This window comes from Amycolatopsis sp. EV170708-02-1 (genome assembly GCF_022479115.1).
In the GTDB taxonomy this organism is placed as follows: domain Bacteria; phylum Actinomycetota; class Actinomycetes; order Mycobacteriales; family Pseudonocardiaceae; genus Amycolatopsis.
Genome location: NZ_CP092497.1, coordinates 8,516,378 through 8,540,769, shown reverse-complemented (window position 1 = coordinate 8,540,769; position 24,392 = coordinate 8,516,378). Strand labels below are relative to the sequence as shown.

At 64.5% G+C, this 24,392-nt stretch carries 13 protein-coding genes and 1 pseudogene; 7 read left to right on the top strand and 7 right to left on the bottom strand.

Translation table 11 applies throughout. The features are described 5' to 3' along the window. The first annotated feature begins 34 nt into the window (after positions 1 to 34). Genes drmD through MJQ72_RS38920 form a run of 3 tightly spaced genes read left to right on the top strand, consistent with a single transcriptional unit; the run spans position 35 to position 9,533 of the window. Positions 35 to 3,232 (top strand): DISARM system SNF2-like helicase DrmD, encoded by a 3,198-nt coding sequence (drmD, locus tag MJQ72_RS38930; RefSeq protein WP_240595932.1) that lies wholly within the window; start codon positions 35 to 37, stop codon positions 3,230 to 3,232. Beyond that, a complete protein-coding gene (locus MJQ72_RS38925; protein ID WP_240595931.1) occupies positions 3,232 to 7,188 on the top strand; it encodes an Eco57I restriction-modification methylase domain-containing protein in 3,957 nt (1,318 codons plus the stop codon). Before drmD ends, MJQ72_RS38925 begins: the two co-directional genes overlap by 1 nt. Positions 7,189 to 7,205: 17 nt before the next feature. Next, positions 7,206 to 9,533 carry a DUF262 domain-containing protein gene (locus MJQ72_RS38920; RefSeq protein ID WP_240595930.1) on the top strand — a complete coding sequence of 776 codons (2,328 nt, stop codon included), beginning with the start codon at positions 7,206 to 7,208 and terminating at the stop codon, positions 9,531 to 9,533. Here the strand turns inward: MJQ72_RS38920 and MJQ72_RS38915 are convergent. The 3 genes and pseudogenes from MJQ72_RS38915 to MJQ72_RS38905 all read right to left on the bottom strand — a co-directional run. Continuing rightward, a complete protein-coding gene (locus MJQ72_RS38915) occupies positions 9,506 to 10,315 on the bottom strand; it encodes a nucleotidyl transferase AbiEii/AbiGii toxin family protein (protein ID WP_240595929.1) in 810 nt (269 codons plus the stop codon). The two genes, MJQ72_RS38920 and MJQ72_RS38915, sit on opposite strands and share 28 nt — an antisense overlap. After that, positions 10,308 to 10,742: a type IV toxin-antitoxin system AbiEi family antitoxin gene (locus MJQ72_RS38910; protein WP_240601533.1), complete on the bottom strand. Its 435-nt coding sequence runs from the start codon at positions 10,740 to 10,742 to the stop codon at positions 10,308 to 10,310. The genes MJQ72_RS38915 and MJQ72_RS38910 overlap by 8 nt, the downstream gene beginning before the upstream one ends. Positions 10,743 to 10,802: 60 nt before the next feature. Next, positions 10,803 to 10,958 (bottom strand): annotated as a pseudogene (locus MJQ72_RS38905) (type IV toxin-antitoxin system AbiEi family antitoxin domain-containing protein); the annotation flags it as partial. A gap of 920 nt (positions 10,959 to 11,878) precedes the next feature. Between MJQ72_RS38905 and drmA the strand changes: the two are divergent. Continuing rightward, the gene (drmA, locus tag MJQ72_RS38900; protein WP_240595928.1) at positions 11,879 to 14,644 is read left to right on the top strand and encodes a DISARM system helicase DrmA; all 2,766 of its coding nucleotides are present in this window, start codon (positions 11,879 to 11,881) and stop codon (positions 14,642 to 14,644) included. Beyond that, positions 14,641 to 16,494 (top strand): DUF1998 domain-containing protein, encoded by a 1,854-nt coding sequence (gene drmB, locus MJQ72_RS38895; RefSeq protein WP_240595927.1) that lies wholly within the window; start codon positions 14,641 to 14,643, stop codon positions 16,492 to 16,494. Before drmA ends, drmB begins: the two co-directional genes overlap by 4 nt. Here the strand turns inward: drmB and MJQ72_RS38890 are convergent. Both MJQ72_RS38890 and MJQ72_RS38885 read right to left on the bottom strand, forming a co-directional pair. Next, entirely contained in the window at positions 16,491 to 17,609 is a 1,119-nt protein-coding gene (locus MJQ72_RS38890) for a hypothetical protein (RefSeq protein WP_240595926.1), read from the bottom strand. The genes drmB and MJQ72_RS38890 overlap by 4 nt on opposite strands. Then, a complete protein-coding gene (locus MJQ72_RS38885; protein WP_240595925.1) occupies positions 17,609 to 18,133 on the bottom strand; it encodes a DUF4365 domain-containing protein in 525 nt (174 codons plus the stop codon). The genes MJQ72_RS38890 and MJQ72_RS38885 overlap by 1 nt, the downstream gene beginning before the upstream one ends. Positions 18,134 to 18,889: 756 nt before the next feature. Between MJQ72_RS38885 and MJQ72_RS38880 the strand changes: the two genes are divergently transcribed. Further along, a complete protein-coding gene (locus MJQ72_RS38880) occupies positions 18,890 to 19,915 on the top strand; it encodes a polyprenyl synthetase family protein (protein ID WP_038520027.1) in 1,026 nt (341 codons plus the stop codon). Positions 19,916 to 19,938: 23 nt separating this feature from the next. Then, complete coding sequence (locus MJQ72_RS38875; protein ID WP_240595924.1) at positions 19,939 to 21,249, top strand: hypothetical protein; 1,311 nt, start codon at positions 19,939 to 19,941, stop codon at positions 21,247 to 21,249. 66 nt (positions 21,250 to 21,315) lie between these two features. Here the strand turns inward: MJQ72_RS38875 and MJQ72_RS38870 are convergent, their stop codons facing one another. Together MJQ72_RS38870 and MJQ72_RS38865 are read right to left on the bottom strand one after the other, a co-directional pair. Beyond that, positions 21,316 to 22,380 (bottom strand): 2-oxoacid:ferredoxin oxidoreductase subunit beta, encoded by a 1,065-nt coding sequence (locus tag MJQ72_RS38870; RefSeq protein WP_240595923.1) that lies wholly within the window; start codon positions 22,378 to 22,380, stop codon positions 21,316 to 21,318. Next, positions 22,377 to 24,284: a 2-oxoacid:acceptor oxidoreductase subunit alpha gene (locus tag MJQ72_RS38865; RefSeq protein ID WP_240595922.1), complete on the bottom strand. Its 1,908-nt coding sequence runs from the start codon at positions 24,282 to 24,284 to the stop codon at positions 22,377 to 22,379. Before MJQ72_RS38865 ends, MJQ72_RS38870 begins: the two co-directional genes overlap by 4 nt. Positions 24,285 to 24,392 lie beyond the last annotated feature (108 nt).

Sequence of the window (24,392 nt, the reverse complement as noted above, 5' to 3'; positions counted from 1 at the left end):
TGTGAGACCTAGTCGTGGATTCAGGGGAGGCAACGTGGGGTCGGCTGCTCAAGCGGCGCAGGGTGGGGAAGCCACCATCGGTGTTCCAGCGCCGGGGCAGCTGGTCACGGTGAGAAACCGCCAGTGGATCGCGGCGGAGATCGTCCGTAGCGAGGTCACCAGCGGCGATCCGCACGTGTTCGCCGACCACTCGACGCACCTGGTCACGCTGGCCAGCATCGAGGACGACACGCGGGACGAAGAGCTGCGAGTCGTCTGGGAGCTGGAACCCGGCGCCGCGGTGCACGACTCAGCGGTGCTGCCAAGCCCTGAACAAGGCTTCGACGAGCCAGTCGAGCTGGCGGCCTTTTTGCACGCCGTGCGCTGGGGAGCGATCGCTTCGGCCGACACGACCGCGTTGCAGGCGCCCTTCCGGTCCGGGATCCAGATCGAGGACTACCAGCTCGACCCGGTTGTCCGAGCGCTTTCCATGCCGAGAACCAATCTGCTGATCGCCGACGATGTCGGCTTGGGAAAGACGATCGAAGCCGGGCTGGTCATGCAGGAACTGTTCCTAAGGCATCGGGCTCGCACCATGATGATCGTCTGTCCGGCTGGGCTGACTTTCCAGTGGCGTGACGAGATGCGGGAGAAGTTCGGCCTCGACTTCCGGATCGTCGACGCGGACCTGCTGAAGAAGCTCCGGCGGCAGCGGGGACTCTACGTGAACCCGTGGACGCACTATCCGCGACTGATCGTCAGCGTAGATTGGCTGAAGCGGGACCGTCCTATGCGCTTGCTGCGCGAGGTGCTGCCCGTGTCGCCGCGCTATCCGCGGGCATTCGACCTGCTCGTGGTCGACGAGGTGCACAGCTGCGCGCCATCAGGGAGGGGCAAGTACGCCGTCGACTCCCTGCGGACCAAGGCTATTCGCGCGCTCGCACCGCATTGCGAGCATCGGCTCTTCCTGTCGGCCACTCCGCACAACGGATACCTTGAGTCTTTCACCGCTTTGCTGGAGATGCTTGATGATCAGCGGTTCGCCAGAGGTGTCAAGCCGACCGACGAGCAGCTGGCGAAGATCATGGTCCGTCGGCTCAAGCGGTCTTTGCCGAAGAAGTGGGATGGCAGCGACCGGTTCAGTGGCCGGAAGATCCACTACCTCGAGCTCGACTACTCGGCGGACGAACGCGACGCACATGCCTTGCTCAGGCGTTACTCGGCGAGCCGTCGTGACACAGTGTTGGGCCACAAGGCCTCCAAGTCGGCTGCTGACTTCGTGACCACGCTCTTGAAGCGGCGTATGTTTTCGTCGCCCAAGGCTCTGGCGGAGACGGTCGAGACGCATTTGGAAACCATGGACGGCCGGGAGCGAGACCAGCAGAAGGCCGGTGGTCAGCAGATCCTCCAGACCACGATCGAACGACTCGACGAGACCGCCGAGGACGACGCGGCATACACCGAGGCCGAGACCGCGGCGCTCACCGCGGCGCGGAACTGTGCTCCTCCGCTGACGTCGGAGGAGCATGCCATGCTGGTCGAGCTCAAGAGCTGGGCACTTGGCGCGCAAGACCGGCCCGACGCCAAATTCCGGGAATTGCTCGGTTGGCTGGACCCGATCGTGCGACCTGACGGTGAATGGTCTGAAGAGCGGGTCATCGTGTTCACCGAATACCGCGATACCCAGCGTTGGCTGGAGGACAGGCTGATCTCGGCCGGCTATCCGGCCGAACGGCTGGAGCTCCTTTACGGCGGACAGGACGAGCAGAAGCGTGAAGAGATCAAGAACCGGTTCACCGCTGAGCCGGAATTGGATCCGGTCCGAGTCTTGATCGCGACGGACGCGGCGAGCGAAGGTATCAACCTCCAGCGACATTGCCATCGTGTCTTGCACTGGGAGATCCCATGGAACCCGAATCGCCTCGAGCAGCGAAACGGCCGGGTTGATCGGCACGGCCAGCGGGCGGCGGAGGTGGAGATCCGGCATTTCGTGCCCGCGGGCTGGCAGGACACCACGTTCAGCGAGGGATCACTCGAAGATGAGCTGGACTTCTTGCGAATTGCGGTGGAAAAGGTCGATCGCATCCGGGAGGACTTGGGCAGTGCGGGAGACGTGATCTCCGCGCAGGTAGAGCGCAAGATGCTCGGGGGAGAGCCGGCATGGGTGGCGGTCGACGACGAGATCGCGAAACGCGCCTCCCGTGCGCGCTTGAAGGTGGAACGCGACCTGGCCCGTGACCTCCAGCGACTGACCGAGACACTTGCCGGCAGCCGCACCGAGTTGGACCTCACACCGGACACTGTCGAGCAGGTTGTCCGGACCGGTCTCCGGTTGGCACACCGGCGTGACTTACAGCCGGCCACGGCTCCAAAGGGGTTCGCGGCACCGGTGTTCCGGCTGCCGGAGTTGCCCGGCGCGTGGGCGGCCGCGCGCAACACCGGGCTGTACCACCCGCTTACCGGCAAGGAGAGGCCGGTGACCTTCGATCAGGACGCCGTCACCGGACACGACGACGTTGTGCTGCTCCATCTAGGGCATCAATTGGTACAGATGTGTCTGCGGCTTCTCCGTGCGGAACTGTGGGCACAGGCGAGGGGGAGCGGCGCGAGCAAACTCAGCAGGGTCACCGCCAGGGTGGTGCCAGGCGACGTGTTGCTCATGCCTGCCGTGGTCGCGCATGGTCGGGTGGTCGTGACCGGTGCGGAGGGGACTCGGCTGCACGAAGAGGTCATGGCCGCTGGTGGACTGATCGAGGAGGGCAAACTCCGACGGGCCAACGCCGAGGACATAACGTCATGGCTCGCGGCCGCGTCGAGCACGCCGGTCCCCGAGGAATTCCGGTGCAGGTTGGCCGAGCTGTGGCCGGGGTTGTCCGATCCGCTCGCCAAACTACTTTCCCGCCGGGCCGCGGACCGGACACGGAGTATGGAAGCGTTGCTGCGTAAGCGTTGTGACGAAGAGGTCGCCGGGATCGGCGCTGTGCTCGATGAGCTGGCGCAGTCGATCCGGCAGGCCCTGGACGCGACCGACCAATGGCAGCAGGGCAGCCTGTTCAGCCTCCTCGACCAGGACGAACGCGATCAGTTGCATACCGATCATGATTCGTTGATCACCAGGTTGGAGATGATCCCGGACCAGCGTGAGGACGAGAGCACCGCATTACGCCGCCGCTACGCGGATCCGGTCGCCCGTTGGTTCCCGGCTGCCGTCGAGTTCCTTGTGCCGGCGTCGCTCATCAAGGGAGGCATGTGATGACGGCCAAGCCCAAGATGCCCCGCCCGCCCACCATCGCCGAACAGCATTCGGAGTGGCTTTCGCTGGTCCGTCCCGAAGGGCCGTTCCTGGCATTGCCAGTGCTCACTACGGTGTTCCCACAGGGCCTCGACGTCATTCCCAAAGAGACTCTGCGCCGTGTCCGCCAGGCGTGGACCGAAGTATCCGAGCTGCCTGATCTGCGTGGACCGGCATGGCAGGACCTGGTCTTGACCGAGGTGCTCGGCTTTCCGGCTGCGATGCTCAGTGACGGTGTCGGAGCGGCGGAGTTCGGGGCGACGCGCCCGGACGCCGCTCTCGGTGTCGGTGGAGCGACCCGAATGCACCTCTACCGGAGGCCCTTCGGCGAGCCGCTCATCACGTCGGTTCGCGGCTTGCCCGCGTTGTCCGAACGCGCCGCGCAGGTCTGCCGCGATACGCGGATTCCTTTGGCGCTCCTGACGAACGGGCAGCTCTGGGTGCTGGTGCATGCACTCCCGGGTGAGACCACCAGCACCGCGGTGTTCGACGCCGACCTGTGGTCGGAAGAACCCGCGCTGCTGCGGGCGTTCGCGTCTCTTTGCGCGGCTACCCGTGTGCTCCCGGCGCCGATTCTGGCGGACGGGACGCCTTCCGCCGGTTTGGCCGGGATCTTCGCGCGCAGCGCGGACGAGCACACGCATGTCACCACGACGTTGGGGCTCCAGGTTCGGCAGGCCGTCGAACTGTTCGTCGCTGAGCTGGCGTTACGGGACCGGGAAAGCGGCGGCGCCGTCCTCGCCGATGTGCCTGAGCGGGATATCTACCGCGGCGCGCTGACCGTGCTGATGAGGCTAGTGTTCGTGCTTTCGGCAGAGGAACAGCGGCTGCTTCCCGTGACCGATCCGATCTACGCACAGGGCTACGCCGTCTCGACGTTGCATGAGCAGTTGACGATCGAACGCAGTATGTACGGCGATGAAGTCGCGGATCGCCGACGAGCGGCTTGGCCGAGACTGCTGGCGTTGTTCTCTGCGATCCACGACGGTTGTGAGCATCCGGATCTTCGAATCCCGGCATACGGCGGATCTCTGTTCAATCCGCGCACGTATCCGTGGCTGTCCGAGGCCGAGGTCAGTGATCAGGTGATCCACGAGATCCTGGACGCCTTGCTGGTGTTGAAGCACAAGGGCAAGGCTCCTGAGCCGCTCAGCTACGCGCGGCTGGGTGTCGAGCAGATCGGGCACGTCTACGAAGGTCTCCTGGAGTTCTCCTGTTTGAAGGTGACGGAACCTTACGTCGGCTTGCGCGGTAAGGCGGAGCCCGAGCTGCCCTTGCGTGAAGTCGAAGGTATGGATGACGAGGCGCTCCGTGCGTTGTGCGATGCGACGCCGAACCAGTTCGGTAAGTGGCAGGCTGCGGAGCCGACGCTCGAACAGCTCGCCGACTTGCGAGCCGCGTTCGACAACAACGACGAGCTCGCCGAACGGGCGCGGCCGTTCTGGGGACTGCTACGCCCGGACCTGCGCGGCAAGCCAACGGTCTTTCCCGCTGGCTCGGTGCTGTTCACGCAGGTCGGCGACCGGCGTTCGACGGGTACGCACTACACACCGCGCAAGCTGGCGGAAGAAGTCGTCGAACACACCCTGGCGCCGCTATGCCACGACCCCGGACCAGCGCAGGGTGCTGCCCCGGCTGACTGGCGGGTCAAACCTGCCGAAGAGTTACTCCGGCTGAACGTCGTCGACCCGGCGATGGGCTCTGGTGCGTTCCTTGTCTCGGCCTGTCGCTACCTGGCCGAACGCGTGGTCCGGGCATGGGAGCGGGACGGCGTACCCGCCGAGATCTCCTCGCTGCTCGGTTCCGGTGACGAGCGTGATGGGCTGCTGCTGGCCGCGCGACGAGTGGTGGCTTCTCGTTGCTTGTACGGCGTCGATCGCGATGATATGGCCGTCGAGCTGGCGAAACTGTCCTTGTGGCTGGTGACTCTTGCCAAGGACAAGCCGTTCGGCTTCCTCAACCACTCCCTGCGGTGTGGGGACTCGCTGGTCGGTCTTGTGTCGGATCGTCAGGTGGCCGCGTTCCATCTGGATGCTTCGGCTGGAACTGAGCACAGCACTAACCTGTTCCGTTATCTCAACGAGCACCTCGATCTCGTGCTCAGTGACGCGGCTGATTTGCGGAGACAGATTGAGTCGAGTGTTGTCCAGGATGCCCGGGATGCCGCGGAGAAGGCGGAGCAGCTGGCCAACGCGGAGTGGATGACCCGCAAGCTCCGAATCGCCGCTGATGCGGTGGTTGGAGCCGCTCTGTCCACTGCCGGGCAGACGGTCCTGTACGCCGGCCGGTTGGACATGGTCGCGACCGATGTCGACCTTCTACTGAGTGAAGAGGTCTCGCATTCTTCAGTCGAAGAGGAGCTGCGGGAACAAGTCGATTCTTGGTTGCAAGGGGAGAGGTCGACGCCGATCAGGCCGCTTCATTGGCCGCTGGAATTCCCCGAGGTGATGAGCCGAGGCGGCTTCGACGCCGTCGTCGGCAACCCACCCTTCATTGGTGGACAGTGGTTGACCAATGCGATCGGTCGGGATGTGCGTGAGTACCTTGTCGATCACATCGGGCAAGGGAAGCGAGGAAGCGCTGATCTTTGCTCGTACTTCCTGCTGCGCAATGTTGATATTGCATCCAGTGGCCGGGTCGGCATCATCGCGACGAACACCATCGCTCAAGGCCCCACACGCGAGGTTGGGCTCGACCAGCTCGTAGCTCGCGGCCGGAACCTGTACCGCGCGATCAAGTCGCAGCGGTGGCCAGGCACTGCCTCGCTCGAGGTTTCCCTGATCTGGTTAGGGGATACGGTACTCGGTGAGGCTATCGAGCTCGACGGCCGTCAGGTACATGCCATCACCCCATCGTTGGATCCGCAATCGAGAATTTCGGGCAAGCCTTTCCGGCTGGCCGGCAACGCTGGGCAGTCGTTTCAAGGGTCGAACATACTTGGCAGGGGTTTCACCATGTCCCCGGACGCAGCCAGCGCCCTCATCGAAAAGGACTCTCGTAATAAGGATGTCCTGTTTCCGTACGTTGGTGGCGAGGATCTCAACTCAGCTTTCGATGGTTCTGCTCCGCGATGGGTGATCAACTTTCGCGACTGGAATATGGAGACGGCGAGTCAGTATAAGGATTGTTTCTCTATCGTCAAAGAGAAGGTCAAGCCTGGTCGTGACCGCAACAACCGAAAGGCTCGACGAGAGCGCTGGTGGCAGTTTGCTGAACGAGCGCCTTCGCTATACGAGTCAATCGCGGGGCTCAACCATGTCTTGGCTATTGCGCGTGTCAGCAGTACTGGTGTATTCGTATCTGTGTCGACGGGTCAAGTTTTTAGTGAAAAAGTGGTAGTACTCGTATCGGATGACCTGGCTCTTCTTTCTCTGGTTAATTCGCATGTGCATGTTTCCTGGGCGTGGAAGTATTCGGCGACGTTGAAGAAGGATCTGCAGTACACTCCGTCTGATTGCTTCGAGACGTTTCCGCAGCCGGAGTTGACGGAGCGGATGGATCGGGTCGGCAAGGAGCTGGACGAGTTCCGGCGGTCGGTCATGCTGGGCCGTCAGCTCGGGCTGACCAAGCTGTACAACCTGGTGCACAACGAGTCTGTCGCAGACGAGGACATCCAACGCCTGCGAGACATCCACACCGAGATCGACCTGGCCACTGCCGAGGCCTACGGCTGGGACGACCTCGACCTCGGACACGGTTACCACCAGACCCGGCAAGGGAAGCGGTTCACGATCGCGCCGGACGTCCAGGTCGAAGTCCTCGATCGGCTCCTCGAACTCAACCATGAGCGCTACGCCGAAGAAGTGCGTCAGGGCTTGCACGACAAGAAGAAGGCCAAACCGAAGCGCACCAAGAAAGCCGTCGAGCAACAGCCGTCGCTGGATGGTCTGTTCCAGCCCGACGGCACGCTCTTCTGAGTAGCAGGAGGAACTCCGTGGAAAAGAAGTTCACCAGCGACGAGGTTCCGCTGGCGCAACTGCTCGACCAGGCCAAGGCGGGAGTTCTCCAGCTCCCTGACTTCCAGCGAGGTTGGGTGTGGGACGACAACCACATCTCCAGCTTGCTGGCGTCGGTGTCGCTGTCCTATCCGATCGGCGCCGTCATGACCTTGCAGACCGGCAATCCTGACGTCCGGTTCCGGCCGCGGCCACTCGAGGGTGTCGAGCTGGCCTCGCCGGTCGAGCCTGAGTTCTTGTTGCTGGACGGCCAGCAGCGTATGACGTCGTTGTACCTCGCGCTCCGCTCAGGCGCTCCTGTGCAGACCAAGGACGCGCGTAACAACGTGTCACGCAGTTACTTCGCGGATATCAAGGCCTGTATCGACCCGGCGAAGGATCGGGACGAGGCCATCGTCAGCGTGCCCGAAGACGGTGTGATCCGAACTTTCCGAGGCGAGACGATCTTGGATGTGTCGACGCCAGAGGCGCAAATCGCTGCCGAGATGTTCCCGCTCGGCAGCATCATGGATTACGCCGCGACCATGGAGTGGCAGCTCGCCTACCTCGGCAATGGCCCTGGCCTGCCTGAAGAGCGCCTGAAGATTTGGACCGCTTTCAACGGGGCCGTGATCAATGCGTTCGTGCACTACCAGGTGCCGACCATCGCGTTGATCCGTTCCACGCCGAAGGAAGCGGTCTGTCAGGTCTTTGAGAAGGTCAACACCGGTGGTGTGTCGCTGACCGTGTTCGAGCTGCTGACCGCGACTTACGCGGCAGACGACTTCAACGTGCGTGCTGATTGGGATGCGCGCAAGAAGGAGCTGTCCGCTCATCGGTTGCTCAGTGGCTTCGAGGCGACTGACTTCTTGCAGATCCTGACACTGCTCGCGACGTTCGATCGGCGGAAGACGCATCTCGCCGACGGCCTCGGGGATGACAAGGCACCCGCGGTGTCGTGCAAGCGCCGGGACATGCTCCGCCTTGAACTGGCCGACTACCGGAAGTGGGCCGACGACGCCACAAAGGCGCTTCAACGCGTTGTCCGGTTTCTCCATGGCGAGCACGTCTACCGGGCGAATGATCTGCCCTATGCGACCCAGCTCGTGCCGCTGACGGCGATTCTGGTTGTGCTCGGCGACGCTGCCGAAGGGCATGGTGACCGGCAGAAACTGCAACAGTGGTACTGGTGCGGTGTATTCGGGGAGATGTATGGCGGGTCGACCGAGACCAGGTTCGCCAACGACCTACCTGATGTCGTCAGCTGGGTAGTCAACGATGGGCCTGAGCCGAGGACTGTTCGTGAGGCGCAGTTTCAAGCCGAACGGCTCCTGACCTTGCGCACTCGCAACAGCGCTGCTTACAAGGGCATCTATGCGATGCTGATGAAACGAGGTGGCCGGGACTTCCGCACAGGGGAGACCATCGACGTCCAGGCCTACCTTGATGATGCGATCGATGTGCACCACATCTTCCCCCAGCGCTGGTGCTCGGCGAACGGCATCGCGGACGCCATCGCGAACAGCATCGTGAACAAGACCGCGATCGATGCCCGGACCAACCACCGGATCGGAAGCAACGCACCCAGCAAGTATCTGGCCCGGATCCAGAGCGGCGACAAGGTCAGCGCCACGGATCTCGACGCGATCATCCGTTCGCACGACATCGACACCGTTGCGTTGCGTGGTGACGACTTTCCGGCGTTCTTCAACGCTCGATTCGAGCGCCTGCTCAAGCAGATCGAGGAAGCGATGGGCAAGCCGGTGAACCGATCGGCGGACCGTTCGGAAAGTCCGTTTGTGGACGCGCGCACTGACCCGGAGCGGATTCGTGAGGACATTCGGACGGTGATCGCCGCCGGCGAGAGTAAGGTCGTCGAGTTCAAGTCCACCGGGCGGAAGAACATGCGGACCGGCGCAAAGGACGACGCCATGGAGTGGGGCGTTGTCAAGTCGATCGCCGGCTTCATGAACGCCTATGGCGGAACTCTGCTCATCGGAGTGGCCGACGATGGTTCGATCGTTGGTATCGAAGAGGACTTCACCGTGCTTGGAAAGAAGAACCCCGACGGGTGGGAGCTCTGGCTCACCGAACTTATCGGTGCACGGATGGGCAAGGTGGCGGCCGCCGGCCTTGATCTCCGGATGGGCAAGCTCGATGGCCGTACCGTCGCGCGGATCGATGTTCCTCCAGGCGCCAAGCCGCAGTTCGCCACACAGGCGAAAGGGGACAAGAAGCCCGTCTTCCTCGTCCGGATCAACAACTCGACGCAGGAGCTCTTCGGAGATGACCTGGTGAATTACCAACGGTCTCGCTGGACCGACTGACCGATCTCATTCCGGTTCGCTTCAGCCCAGCCCAGAGCGGCCCCGTAGCTGGTTCGCACCAGGTCGAGGCAGCTCTGGGCCGGTGGCAGCGTTCCAGTCTGGTGGCCAAGCTGGACTGCCCAGTCGAACGCGGGAAGGCGAGTGAACCCGTGGCGTGCGACTCTCCAGCCGGTCACCTGGTGAACAAGGTCCGCCGCCGCTGAGGTGAGGGCTCCGATACGGGCCAATGCCGCGAGGTCGTAGAGGTCCCGTGCGGCCGCGCGATCAAGCCAGGCGACGGTCTTCATCGCGGCGAACGATGTCAGCGTCGGTACGGGTAGTGACACTGGGGCAATGTCGGTGTAGCGCATCTGAAGCGCCTTGACTTCTACCGGCCATTGCGCGAGTTCTCGATGTTCGGCGGTGTTCAGCAGCTGGATCCGCACCTGGAGGCCGTCACGGGTGACCAAACGAGCAGGATCGATCGCCCGTACGTCGGCGGGTGATGGGTCCCAGCGTGCGCCTGGGAACTCCCGGCGCAGCAGCCGTGGGAGCTCTTGTAGAGCGTCGGCCACTTTCTTGCGCTCGGCGGTATACAGGTCGATGTCTTCGGACAATCGACCACCGGTCGACGGGTTGGGGAACCAGGTGCGGGCAAGTGCGGTTCCACCGAAGAACACGATCGGCTGATCGAGCTGGGTCAGGGCCACCAGCGCGTGACTGATCAGGTGATCTCTCTTGACTTGGCTCTCGGCGACGCCGAAAGCGCCCGCTGTAGCGATGAGTTCAGCAGGGTCAAGCATCTGACTTTCTCCCTGTCAACGCGACGATCGTGGCGAGTGCTCTTGGGCGGTGCTGCGTCGTGGCCAGGTCCTCGAGAAGCGGCCAGTCGGCACGCAGCATCAAGGCGCGGATTGCTTCATATGCGTTCGGCTCGTCGATGCCGCCGAGTGTGGGGCGCGTGGCCAGGTCAAGGGCTGTCTGCTCGATGGTGGTCGCCCAGCCGGTGCCAAGTTCGGTCTCTGTTCGCTCGACGTCGAGCTTGGTTACGTCGCGTTTCACGAAGACTATTCGTGCGTCCGCTGTCGGCATTGGCGGACGTTGCTTGGGGATGGCGAGAACTGCGACCGCGAGTCGTCGCGAGACAGCGCCGTGGATGTAGGCGGCGCTGGTCCCCATCAGGGCGGCCGACGAGACCCCGTAGTCGGCCTGTCCGACGCCCAACGCCACTGCGTTGAGATCAGGGACCCAGCGGGAATCGCCAAGCCGATTCAATGGCGGTAGCGCGTAGTAGCCGGCGGCGACGCGATGTAGGACTCCGGAGCGGGTCAAGCGCGCGATCTCGGCGCGTGGGTGTGCGTAGAGATCGGAGAGGTCACGTGGCCGGAAGACCCGCTGGGACCGCTGCGCCAGCTCAGACGGAAGGCTGACCCGAGTCCTAGCCATCAGTACGACCTCCGTAGGGTTAAAGCCTACGTTCATCGTAGTCGATGCACTGCGTATCTGGCTCGTTCACACAGTGTATTACGGGAGTCATCCCTTGGAATGTCACTGATCGTCGCTACGGTAGGTCGTATGACTGAACAGCCGGTACTCGGTGTCCCTTCGGCGAGGGTGATCCGTGACGAGCTGCAACAGCTGGTGCTGAATGACCTGTTAGGCCCGCTGGACGGGCCGGAGGAAGAGTTGGGCAGCGGCGAGAGCCCGATCGACCGGTACCTCCTCGGCAGGCTGGCGCCGAAGGATGTGGCGATCGAGCCCGAACAACAGGACGACTTTTCCCGTGTCGACGCCGGTGACGCCGCGGAGCCGGACCCTCAGCCGACGGCGCCGAACGTCATCAGCCTCACACCATCCGCGCTGGGCTTCACCGCCCATGTCGATGGGAAGGCGACGAAGCTGCTGGTCACCGCGAAATGGGGGCGGTATGAGCGTGGCAAGTCCGAGCACGAGGAGACAGCGGGCAAGCAGGTCTGGCGGCGAGAGCAAATGGGGGGTTCGGTCGTCGTACCGCTGACCCCGGGCCTGCTGCCCCGCATGTCGCCGAGTTCGGATCAACCGGATGTCGTCGTTCGCGGCCGAGTTCGGAAGCAAGATGGAAATTGGCTGGTTTCGCTGTTCCTGGAAAATGAACAGAGCCAGCCTGAGCGGCGGCGACATGTTCCTTCGTGGTTGTTCCAGGTTGAGTTGTCTGCTGTCGGCGAGGATGCGCGACCGGTGTTCCTGCCGCGGCATGAACGGCCGAGAAACATCGACTCCGCGGACCAGGCCGAGCGTCGGCGCCTGGCCATGGCATACCGCTTCCACCCGAGTTCGCCTTTGGTAGCGGAACAGCGGTCCATGCCGTCGTCGCCCCCGGCGACCCCATGCGTGCGACAAAGATCAGCACCAGCACTGCGCCCGAGTACGAGGTTCCGCACACAGGTGTGCCGACCGTTGAAGCCGATCCCGATCTCCCTGAGCTCGGAGATGTCGAACTTGGGATGAAACGACTGAGTGAGCTCGCCGGCCAGTCAGCCGAATCACTGGGTGCCGTCTTGCGTCCGTTGGTCGTTGGCTATCGCGCCTGGATTGACCGCAAAGCGACGGCGATCGGAGACTCGGACCAGTACTTGGGCGATTACCTCGAAGAGGCTCGCGAAAGCTTGGTCGCGGCTGGCCGTGCGGCCGATCGCATCGAAGCCGGCATCGACGTCCTCGCCTCCGATGATCGCGCACGCCGCGCGTTCGGCTTCGCGAACCGTGCGATGTACCTCCAGCGGTTGCACACCCAGGTCGCTGCAAGGCGACGCAAGGACCAAGCCGCTGATTTCGACCGGACGGTGTCCCTCGTGGACCAAAATACGACGCAGGAATGGCGGCCGTTCCAGTTGGCCTTCATTCTGCTCAATCTGGCGTCGCTGGCAGATCCTGCGCATCCGGAGCGGTCGACCGAGGACACCGCGGTGGCGGATCTGCTGTGGTTCCCGACAGGTGGTGGCAAGACCGAAGCCTACCTGGGGCTGACCGCGTTCACCATTGCCGTTCGTCGGCTACAGCCGCAGTACGGCACGCTCAACGCGATGGCCGGAGTCGCCGTGCTGATGAGATACACGCTTCGGCTGCTCACCATTCAGCAGTTCGAGCGCGCGACGACGCTGATCTGCGCGGCCGAAATCCTCCGTCGGGAAGACGAACAAACGTGGGGCCATACTCCGTTCCGGATCGGCATGTGGGTCGGCGCGAGAGTCACGCCGAACAGCACGAAAAAGGCCGAGGACTGGCTGAAGCAACGTCGGAACATCCGCGGTTCGGTGACCAGGGCACAAGGCTCTCCACATCAGCTGTCCAGCTGCCCTTGGTGTGGCAGCCGGATTGAGCCTGGCCGCGACATCGAGGTCAACAACGTTTATCGACGCACCCTCGTAACCTGCCCTGGTCTCAGCTGTCCTTTCGGCACACTCGCTGCTGCTGATGACGGACCTGGCCGAGAGGAACGCAGGGGGCTGCCGGTTCTGGTGGTGGACGAGGAGATCTATCGGCACCCGCCGGCGTTGCTGATCGGAACAGTGGACAAGTTCGCCCAGCTGCCGTGGCGGGGCGAGACGACGACCCTGTTCGGGAGGGTCAGCCAAAGGTGTGAACGACATGGCCTCGTGACCGAGGACCTTCGGCACAATGACGGCTGGGAGGAAAAGGATCGGCACGGGCCGCTGCCGGAGGCGCCGGCTTCGCAGATCGTGGGTATTGCGGCGTTGCGCCCACCTGACCTGATCATCCAGGACGAGCTGCACCTGATCTCCGGGCCACTCGGCTCACTGGTCGGACTCTACGAATGTGCCGTCGACGAGCTCGCGACTTGGGAAAATCCGGACACTCGACGCAAGGTCAGGCCGAAGGTGATCGCCTCGACCGCGACTGTGCGACGTGCCGACCGGCAAATAGGTTCGCTGTTCGATCGCAAAACGGAGATCTTCCCGCCACCGGGTCTCACTGTTGATGACAACTTCTTCGCCAGGCAGCGTGCTGTGTCCGGCCAACCGGGCCGTCGCTACATCGGCATTTGCGCTCAAGGAACCCGGATCAAGTCGACTTTGATCCGGGTATATGTCTCGGTGCTCGGAGCGGCGCAGAAGCTGCATGAGCGATACGGTCGCAACGAGATCACCGACCCGTACATGACCTTGGTCGGCTACTTCAACAGCCTTCGTGACCTCGGTGGCATGCGGCGGATCGCCGAAGATGACGTGCGCAGCAGGCTGAAGCGTGCGGCTGAGCGTGGATTGGCCACCAGATACGTATCCGACGACGGGATCCGGGAGCTCACCTCCCGGCTGTCCTCGGATGAAATCCGCCCACTGCTCGACCGGCTGGAGGTCGAGTTCCCTCGAAGCAAGGACAAGGGTTCCCCCACCCCGATCGACGTCCTGCTGGCCACGAACATGATCGCGGTGGGTGTCGACGTCTCCAGGCTCGGCATGATGGTGGTCTGCGGACAACCGAAATCGGCGGCCGAATACATCCAGGCCACCAGCCGGGTCGGCCGCAGTTCACCTGGGCTCATCTTCACCGTCTACAACTGGGCCCGGCCCCGCGATCTTTCACACTACGAGAGCTTCGAGCACTTCCATGCGACGGTCTATCGTCATGTCGAAGCACTATCGGTGACGCCGTTCGCGGATCGTGCGGTGGACCGCGGCTTGACCGGTGTGCTGGTTTCGCTGATCAGGGAGTCCGAACTCGCGTACAACGGCAACCGGCGTGCGGAAGACTTCGACAGCACGTCCAAACTCGCCGCGTACGTCGCCCGATATCTCCGTCAGCGATCTCGGAGCACGACCGATGACGATGCCGAGCGCCGGGTGGAAAAGGCGTTGGACGAAAGACTGGCCTACTGGAACCGGGAGCGTCTTACCCCCGGGCGCCGATTGGCGTATGAACAGCCCGGCCGGTCCGACGACATCGTCGGTCTCTTGCAACCCCCGACAGGTGGGAGCTGGAGGCTCGCCACCTGCCCCAGGTCACTGCGCGATGTCGAGCCAGGTGTTCAACTGTTATTACAACCTCCTGGCGGTGCGGGCGCGGACACTCCACCACCGTTCGCCGCACGGGTACCCGCGGCGGAAACCGAACCGGAAGGCAGCGATTCGTGACCACCGCGGAACCCCAGGCGCACCGAGTCGGGGCGATGCGGCCGAATCAGCTGCTGCACACCTACGGCGCCGGCGCGATGGCGGACCTGCCCAATCTGTCCGTGGTGATGCTGGGTCTCGATTTCTGGAACCTCGAGCGATCTCACGTTGTGCAAGAAGAGCGCTTGCTGACCGCGGTACGGGCGAAGCTGGGCCGGCAGGTCACCGCCTTGCGGTTGCCGCCGTATTTGCCGGAGACGTCTGACCCGTTCGGGCAGTGGACCAAGGTCGGAGTGCCAGTGGGCCTGTTCCCTGGCTGGCTTCGATGCTCCCGCTGCAATCGGCTGGGTGAAGCCACCAGTGGCCTGTTCGATTTGGAACCGGACCCGGTGCGGCCCGATCACGTTCGATATGCGCATAAGTGCTGGGGCACTGGGAAGAAACGCCCTGCCGCTCTGCCGGCTCGCTTCGTACTGGCGTGCGAGAACGGTCACCTCGACGACTTCCCTTGGCACTTCTATTCACATCGGGGTGTCCAGCCCGAGTCCGGGCACTCCTTGAGGATGACTGAATCCGGTAGTACCGGCGAGGCCGCCAACGTGTTCGTCACCTGCGAGTGCAACGCTCGCAGGTCGATGTCCGAGGCTTTCGGTGAGGCGGCTGAATTCAGTCTGCCGGGCTGTCGAGGCCGTCACCCGCATCTTCCAGGCAAGTTCGACGAGTGCGGGCAGCCAGTTCGCACTCTCGTCCTCGGTGCTACCAACAGCTGGTTCCCGACTCAGCTGAGAGCCTTCACCGTACCCAGGGATCGTGACCCGCTCAGGCACGTGGTCGCGGAGTTCTGGAAGGAACTGGAGATTCTCGCCAAATTGCCTGAGGAGGTGGCCAAGCAGATCATTCCGAATCAGAACTGCTGGCCTGACCTCGAACGCTACGGCATTGACAAGGTATGGCGCGCGGTCGTCGAGCGTGCCCGGCACAAACCGCGCGATGAGCGACGTGGAGACAACGTCGACCTCTACCAGCCGGAGTGGGATGCTCTCACCAGCGACCGGGCGGCGAATCAGCCCGACTTCACCACAGTGCGAGAGCCGGTCCCAGAGAACACCGACTCGTGGTTGAACAGGTTGGTCTTGGTACCGCGATTGCGGGAGGTGGCCGCGCTCTACGGATTCACCCGGATCGACGCGCCGGAATGGGAGGTGCAAGACACTCCGGACCAGCGACGAGCGCCACTGTCGCTGTCAGAGCCAACCTGGGTTCCCTGTGCGGAAACCAGGGGTGAGGGGTTCTTTCTGCGGTTCGATGAGGAGCGTGTCGCCCGCTGGGAAGCCCGGCCAGAGGTGCGTCAGCGTGAGCGGAACGTGCTGCTGCCCGCACATCGGTCATGGTGTCGTCAGCGAGACGTCGACGCCGCGGGCTGGCCAGGGATGCGGTATGTCCTCCTGCACACGTTCGCGCACACGCTCATCCGGGAGCTCGCCCTGGACTCGGGGTACAGCGCGGCAGGAATCGGCGAGCGGATCTACGCGCGCTCGGCCGCGGAGGATGGGCAGACGCCTATGGCTGGGATCTTGTTGTACACGGCGGCGCCGGACAGCGAAGGAACGCTCGGTGGGCTCGTGTCTTTGGGTAAGACCGAAAGGCTTGGACAGCTTGTCGATCAGGCGATCGAGGCGGCGGAACTCTGCAGTTCCGATCCGCTCTGTTCGGAGCATGACCCGCGGGTGCACGGGAGGCTCTATGGCGCCGCTTGCCATGCGTGTTTGTTCGCTGCGGAAACGTCATGTGAACGAGGCAACCAGTACCTGGACCGAGCGTTGCTGGTCGATACCCTTGGCACCACAGGATGTGGATTCTTCTCCGATTAGTCGGCAAGGACCTCGAACTGGTCGATTCGACTGATTTCGTACTGGCGTCCGGTGTGTCGGAGCGCACCGGTGACCCGGACGCTGCGTCCGTCGCCATGGGTAGCCACAGCCAAGGAGTATTGTTGTGGATTCAGTCGCATGACGATCCGGTCTTCTTCCCGGCGCTGGTCTTTGGCCTGGATTGTGCCGGTTAATTGAACCTTGCCGAGCTTGTCTGTTGGACGAGGGCGTTCCAGATGAGTGACACGTCCGATTACCACGACTGCCTCGGCGACCGGCAGCCTCCGCAGGTGCTTCGCCGCGCGTTTAAGGGTCGAGATTGTGCGAGAGTTGAAGCGGACGAGTGGGGTATCCGCTCCAGCTGGCGAGGCTGGGGCCCAGGAAAAGGAAAGCTCGAACATGCTCTGCCGCTGTCCACCGATGTCCACCAGTGCTTCACAGAGATTGGCCGAGACCCCGTCTCCGATCCGTTCTTCGAACTCGATGAAGTTCTCCCCGTGCGTTTCTGCTGCCGCGTCATGAGCCGCGGAAGCCGCTTGGTGGAGTAAAAGGAGCACGTCACGCGCGGACACGGCAGGTTTTAGGTTCGCGTCGGCAAGCGGACTTTCCACTCGCAGCACATAGCTGCCGACACTGGTTTGTCCTAGGCGGAGCTGATCGATGACTGCCTTCGCCGCCAGCGGCTTCTGACTGGGCAGAACACTGGGACGGTCTGGAGACGCGGCGGCCGTCGCGGCGGCCAAGAGGATATCGTGCACCCCTCTGACCGCACGCATGCCTTCACTCAGCGGAATCGTACCGCTAACTCCATCAGGGACAGTCCTGATCTGGTAGACGTCAATCTGAGTTGAGTGGAGATCTCGAATAACTTCAGGTTCCGGTCGCCCTTCGACAAAAGACAGCGTCCTGACGATGTCGGCGACGCGCTCGGCGTAGTCCCGTAACTCCGAGGTGGCGGGAACAAGGAGTTCGACTTCGGATTCATCGACGATGGTCGTCCAAACGATCGCGCGACTGTAAGTGCCTGATTCACGCCAGCCTGTCGAGCGCAGGTAAGTGACGATGGCGGTGAGGTCAACAGTACGACGTTCAACGTTGGAGGTCTCGTAGGACATCAGGCCCCCACCGGCAGCGTCGCGGCTGACTTCATCACCGCGTGCAGGGAGTCGACCGTGAGGAGATTCCGAACCGGGACGTCCACGCGAACCTTGCTGTCCGGTTTGAGATTCGATCTTGGGTGGTCGCGCAGCGACATCCAGTAAGCGGCATGCCTGAGTTCGGTGGCGGAGGGAGCGTGATCCACATAGTCGTGCCAGTCATCAGGGACTATCACCAGTATCAGGAATCGGGGGACCATGAAGTCGGTGCCAGCGAGTTCGTTGTAGTGGCGGGCTCGAAGGTCGTACTTCCAGTAACCCTGTTGCTCGACAGCGATGCGTTTCGACCAACTTTTGACCTGCACCTCGATGTTCGGGTGACGGAGTCGGCCGAGTTTGCCCTTGTGGCCGATCGTCAGATCGAAACCTCGGCTGTCGATGTCTTCTCTCGCGACGGTCAGCCCGGCCGCCGACGCGAGGACATGAACGAACGACTGGCCGAAGGCCCCTTGATGTTCTGGTTTGCTCAGCACCAGGTCCATGCCCACCGTCTCGACTTCGAATTGGGACCCAGGGTAGTCGATCTTTTGCCGTTGTGGACGACATCAAGATACGCCGGAGTAGGCCGCCGAACAGCGTGTCGAAGTTCCCGCCCGACCGATCGCTCCGAGGGGTGGAGCTTCGGCGCGAGGGGTGTCTCGGGACCGTTCACGTAGAACGGCAGGCTTCCTTGCTGGAGTTTGATCCCACCCAGTCCGATTGATGCACCGAGATGGCGCTCTTTCTCGTGCCGCCTCGAGCGACGCTCCGTGGGAGCAGACATCAGTGAGATAGTCGCAGACGGAGACGTCGTCGCATCTGTGTTTCGTGCGACCAGCCCTTGGCAAGGCCGCCGAAGTCGGAGGTCAGACCTTCGTCATGAGGCGGATCGGGATGGTCCTGGGAGGAAGTAGACCTAACTCGCCGTGGTCTTATCCATCAACCGCCGAGGGGTGGTTCGGGAGCCTTCGCGATCGCCGCCACGGTGCGGACGAGCCGTACAGGTTCCGCTGAGCCGATCCCCTCTGCTTGGCTGTCTGTTGAGTGGCAGGGCCCTGCTGCCTTACCTCCCGGACCACAGCGAGGGAGCGTCCGTCGCATGGACGACGATGCTCAGAGCGCCTTGCTGGCTCGTTTGGACCAGCACTGTCATCTTCGTCACCGTTTCCGCAGGACAGCACGTCAACAGGCCTCAGCCGGTAGCCACTACGCTGGGAGCAACCCCGAACGGTGTCAAAGAGAGCGGAGCCGACGTGTCTGTGTCTTCACCTGCCCCAGGTGGTGCCATCGAGGACCTGCGCGCGTCCGTGGGGCTCCAGATCGCCGACGAGCAGCTCCTGCGCACCCTCGCGACCGGTCTCGCCGACGTCGAGACCCTGCTCCGCGAGGTCGTCCGCAGTGACGTCAAGGCCGTCGAGGACGCCGCTTCGCACCTGGTCGAGGCGGGGGGCAAACGTTTCCGTCCGCTGTTCACGCTGCTGGCCTCGCAGTTCGGGCCGAAGCAGGGCGACCAGGTGGTCACCGCCGCCGCGGCCGTCGAGCTGGTGCACCTCGCGACGCTGTACCACGACGACGTGATGGACGAGGCGACGATGCGCCGCGGCGCGGAGAGCGTCAACGCCCGCTGGGACAACACCATCGCCATCCTGACCGGCGACTTCCTGTTCGCGCACGCCTCGCGGCTGGTCGCCGACCTCGGCACCGACGCGGCCCGCATCATCGCCGAGACCTTCGGCGAGCTGGTCACCGGTCAGATGCGCGAGACGGTCGGCCCGGCCGACGGCGACGACGCGGTCGAGCACTACCTCACGGTCATCGCGCAGAAGACCGGCTCGCTGATCGCCACCTCCGGCCGGTTCGGCGGGATGATGTCCGGCGCGCCCGACGACTACATCGACGCGCTCCGCCGCTTCGGCGACATCATCGGGACGGCGTTCCAGATCTCCGACGACGTCATCGACATCGCGTCCGCTTCCGACGAGCTCGGCAAGGCGCAGGGCACAGACCTGCGCGAAGGCGTCCGCACGCTTCCGATGCTGTACGCGCTGGCCGACCCGGCCACCGACCCGCGCCTGGTCGAGCTGCTGTCCGGCCCGATCTCCGACGACAAGCTCGTCGCCGAGGCCCTTGGCCTGCTGCGGGCCTCGTCCGGACTCGAACGAGCACGCGAAACTCTTTCCGACTACGCTCGTCGGGCGCGTGCCGAGCTCGCGGCGCTGCCCGCGTCGCCTGCCCGGGACGCCTGCGAATCGGTCGCCGACTACCTGGTCGCGCGAACGCATTAACGCATTGACAAAGGGCAGGTTAGATGTCCATTTTCGGACAGGTTTGGCTGTGGAGTCTGCTGGCGTTCGTCGTCGGCGCGCTGCTCACCTGGCTGGTGCTGGTGGTCCCGGCGCGCAAGCGCATCCGTGAGCTGGAAAGTTCGCTGGCCACCGCGCACGCCGAGACGTCCCGGCTGCCCGCCGGGGTGAGCCTCGGCGCGGGTGCCGCGGCCGTCGCCGGCGGGACCGCGTACCTCACGAAGCCGTCGCACGACGATCTGGACGAGGAGTTCGCGGCGGCCGAGGAGCCGAAGCCCGCGTATCCCGAGACGCTCACCGAGCAGGAGCCCGCCCAGCAGTGGACGGAACCCGCCGAGGAGCCGGCGCCCGTCGAGGACGTCGTCGCGGAGCCGGAGCCCCCGGCCCCGACGCAGACCTTCGAACCCGAAGAAGAGTACGAGGCCGAGTACCGCACCGCGGCCGACACGGTTCTGGAGCCGGAGCCCGACCCGGAGCCCGCGGCCGAGCGGACGCAGTACATCCCGGCGGCCTTGCCGGAGCCGGAACCCGAGCCCCAGCCCGAGCCGGAGAACCCGTACGCCGCCGCGGCGACCGAGTACCTCCAGCCCGCGTCGACGCTGGACGTCGAGCCGGATCCGGAACCCGAGCCCCAGCCGTCGTTGCCGGGCGAAGGGCCGTATCGGTCCCGCCTGGAGATGCAGCTGGACCCCGAAGGCGCCGAGACGCAGCCGGAGCCGGTGTCGCTGTTCAGCCCCGCGTCGCGCGTGGAGACGGAACAGGCGCCCGTCGAGACCAACTGGTTCGAGCGGGAAGAGGAGCTCCACGATCCGCCCGCGTACGCCTTCGGGTCGGACGAAGAAGCGAAGGCCGGTCTCCCCGACTCGGAGCCCGAGACGCCCGCCGAAGCCACTCAGGTGCTGCCCAAGCGCACGCCGCGGGGCGCGGTCCGCGGTGGTTTCGAGCCGCCGCAGCCGATCCAGCCGTCGATGCGGGCGATCGAACGTCGTGAGCCGGAGCTGTCCGGTGGGCAGAGCGGTTCACTGTTCGAGCCCGCCGTCCAGCCGGGCGACGCGATGCCGGCGCCGGAGCCGCCGCCCGCGCGGCAGGTGTCCGCTCCGGTGGCCGAATCCGTCCCTCCCGGCCCGTTCGGTCCCGGTTCGGCGATGCCGCGGCCGGGTGGTGGCCGTCCGGCCGACGACTTCGCGGTCAAGGCCAGCGTGACCGCTCTGCGGTACTGCACGGAGGATTCGCAGCAGTTCCCGAAGATGGTCGCGGAGGTCTGGTTCCGCACCGCCGCCGACGCGGAGCGGGTTGGCTTCCGTCCCCTCACCTGAAGTACATGAAGGCCCCCTTCCTTGCGCCAGGCGCAAGGAAGGGGGCCTTCATGTACTGGTGACCAGCTACACGACGGTCCAGGTGTCTTTGCCTCGTAGGAGGCCCTGCAGATCCGGCTTGCGGGCCGCCTGCGCCTCCGCGACCTGGGCACGCGCCTGGTCGTCGTAGGTGGGCCGCTCGACCTGCCGCAGGATGCCGGTCGGCACGTGGTTCAGGTTCTGGTCGCCGATCCGCGAAAGCGCGAACGCGTACGACGTGTCCTCGAGCGCCGGATCGTGCACGACGAGGTTCTCCTCGCCGATGTTCGCGACCTTCCCGACCTCCAGGCCGGCCCAGCCGCTCCGCGTGACCCCGTATTCGCCCTGCGGCCCGAACTTGATCGGCTCGCCCGCCTTCAGCGGGATGAGCCGGGTCGCGGCCTCGTCCTTGTCCTTGAGGACGTCGAAGGCGCCGTCGTTGAAGATCGGGCAGTTCTGGTAGATCTCCACCAGCGCCGACCCGCGGTGCTTCGCGGCGGCTTCCAGCACCTCGGTCAGGCCCTTGCGGTCCGAGTCGAGCGCGCGGCCCACGAACGACGCTTCGGCGCCGATCGCCAGCGAAAGCGGGTTGAACGGGGTGTCGACCGAGCCCATCGGGGTGGACTTGGTGACCATGCCCGGCCCGGACGTCGGCGAGTACTGGCCCTTGGTGAGGCCGTAGATCCGGTTGTTGAACAGCAGGATCTTGATGTTCACGTTGCGCCGCAACGCGTGGATCAGGTGGTTGCCGCCGATGGACAGCGCGTCGCCGTCACCGGTGACGACCCACACCGACAGATCGGGGCGCGCGGTCGCGAGCCCGGTCGCGATCGACGGCGCCCGGCCGTGGATCGAGTGCATGCCGTAGGTGTTCAGGTAGTACGGGAACCGGGACGAGCACCCGATCCCCGAGATGAACACGATGTTCTCGCGCTTGAGGCCGAGCGTCGGCAGGAACGACTGCACGGCGTTGAGCACGACGTAGTCACCGCAGCCGGGACACCAGCGGACCTCCTGGTCCGACTTGTAGTCCTTCGCCTTCTGCGGTTCGGTCTCGGTCGGCACAAGGTCCAAGCCGCCGAGGGTGGGGATCCCCAGGTCGATCGCGGTCACTTCGCCCCCTCCGTACTGGTGATGATCTCCGTGAAGACGCCTTGCAGCTCTTCGGCCTTGAAGGGCAGCCCGGCGACCTTCGTGTACGACTTCACGTCGACGAGGTACTTGGCCCTCAACAGCATCGAAAGCTGGCCGAGGTTCATTTCCGGGACGACGACGGTGTCGTACGAACGGAGTACGTCGCCGAGGTTGCCGGGGAACGGGTTGAGATGGCGCAGATGCGCCTGCGCGATCGGCATGCCGTCCTTGCGGACGCGGCGGCACGCGGCGCCGATCGGCCCGTAGGACGAGCCCCAGCCGAGCGCCAGCACCCGTGCCTTGCCGCCGCTCGGATCGTCGACGACGAGGTCCGGGACGTCGACGCCGTCGATCTTGGCCTGGCGCAGCCGGACCATCTTGTCGTGGTTGTCCGGGTCGTAGGAGATGTGGCCGGTCTTGTCGGCCTTCTCCAGCCCGCCGATGCGGTGCTGCAGACCGGCGGCGCCCGGCAGCGCCCACTGGCGGGCGAGGGTCTCGGGGTCGCGTACATACGGCCAGAATTCCCCGGAACCGTCCTCGGCATTCGGCTCGGTGGCGAATTCCACGCGCAGATCCGGCAGATCCTCGACGTCCGGGATCAGCCACGGCTCGGAGCCGTTCGCGATCGCGCCGTCCGAGAGCAGGAACACCGGCGTGCGGTACTTCAGCGCGATCCGGGTGGCCTCCAGCGCCGCGTCGAAGCAGTCCGCAGGGGACAGCGGCGCGACGATCGGCACCGGGGATTCGCCGTTGCGGCCGAACATCGCCTGCAGCAGGTCGGCCTGCTCGGTCTTGGTCGGCAGGCCGGTCGACGGGCCGCCGCGCTGGACGTCGACGACGACCAGCGGCAGTTCGGTCATCACCGCGAGGCCGATGGCCTCGGATTTCAGCGCGACACCGGGCCCGGACGTCGAGGTGACGCCCAGCGCACCGCCGTAGGAGGCGCCGAGCGCCGCGCCGATGCCGGCGATCTCGTCCTCGGCCTGGAAGGTGAGGATGCCGTAGTTCTTGTGCTTGGACAGCTCGTGGAGGATGTCCGAAGCCGGGGTGATCGGGTACGTGCCCAGCAGGATCTGCAGGCCGGACTGCTGCCCGGCGGCGACCAGCCCGTACGCGAGCGCGGTGTTCCCGGTGATCTGGCGGTACGTGCCCTGGTTCAGCTTCGCGGGCGCGACCTCGTACGTCGTCGCGAACGACTCCGTCGTCTCGCCGTAGTTCCAGCCGGCGCGGAAGGCCAGGATGTTGGCCTCGGCGATGTCGGCCTTCTTCGCGAACTTCTCGCGCAGGAAGCGTTCCGTGCCTTCGGTCGGCCGGTGGTACATCCAGGAGAGCAGGCCGAGCGCGAACATGTTCTTGGCGCGTTCGGCGTCCTTTTTGGACAGCCCGGTTTCTTCGAGCGCGCCTCTGGTCAACGTCGACATGGCGACCCGGTGGACTTGATAGGCCGAAAGGGTGTCGTCGTCGAGAGGATCGTTCTCGAAGCCGACCTTGACCAGGTTCCGCTTCGAGAACTCGTCCGTATTGAGGATGATCGTCCCGCCGGACGGGACATCGGCGAGGTTCGCCTTCAGGGCGGCGGGGTTCATCGCGACCAGGACGTCCGGCCGGTCGCCCGGGGTCAGGATGTCGTAGTCGGCGAAGTGCACCTGGAAGCTCGAGACGCCCGGGATGGTGCCCTGTGGCGCGCGGATCTCCGCGGGGAAGTTCGGCATGGTCGACAGGTCGTTGCCGAAGGCCGCCGCTTCCGAGGTGAACCTGTCACCCGTCAGCTGCATGCCGTCACCGGAGTCACCGGCGAACCGGATGACCACCCGGTCCAGCTTGGCGACCTCGGTGGGCCTGACGGCCGACAAGGAGCCGTTGCCGTTCGCACTCGTGCTCATAGGTCAGGGATTCCCTCTCTCCCGACGTGCGTCGTCCCCGGCCGTGCCGGAGATCGGCGTGCCTCGCCCGGCGATGTCGGCCAGGTCACAGGTGCCATGTCCCGAGGT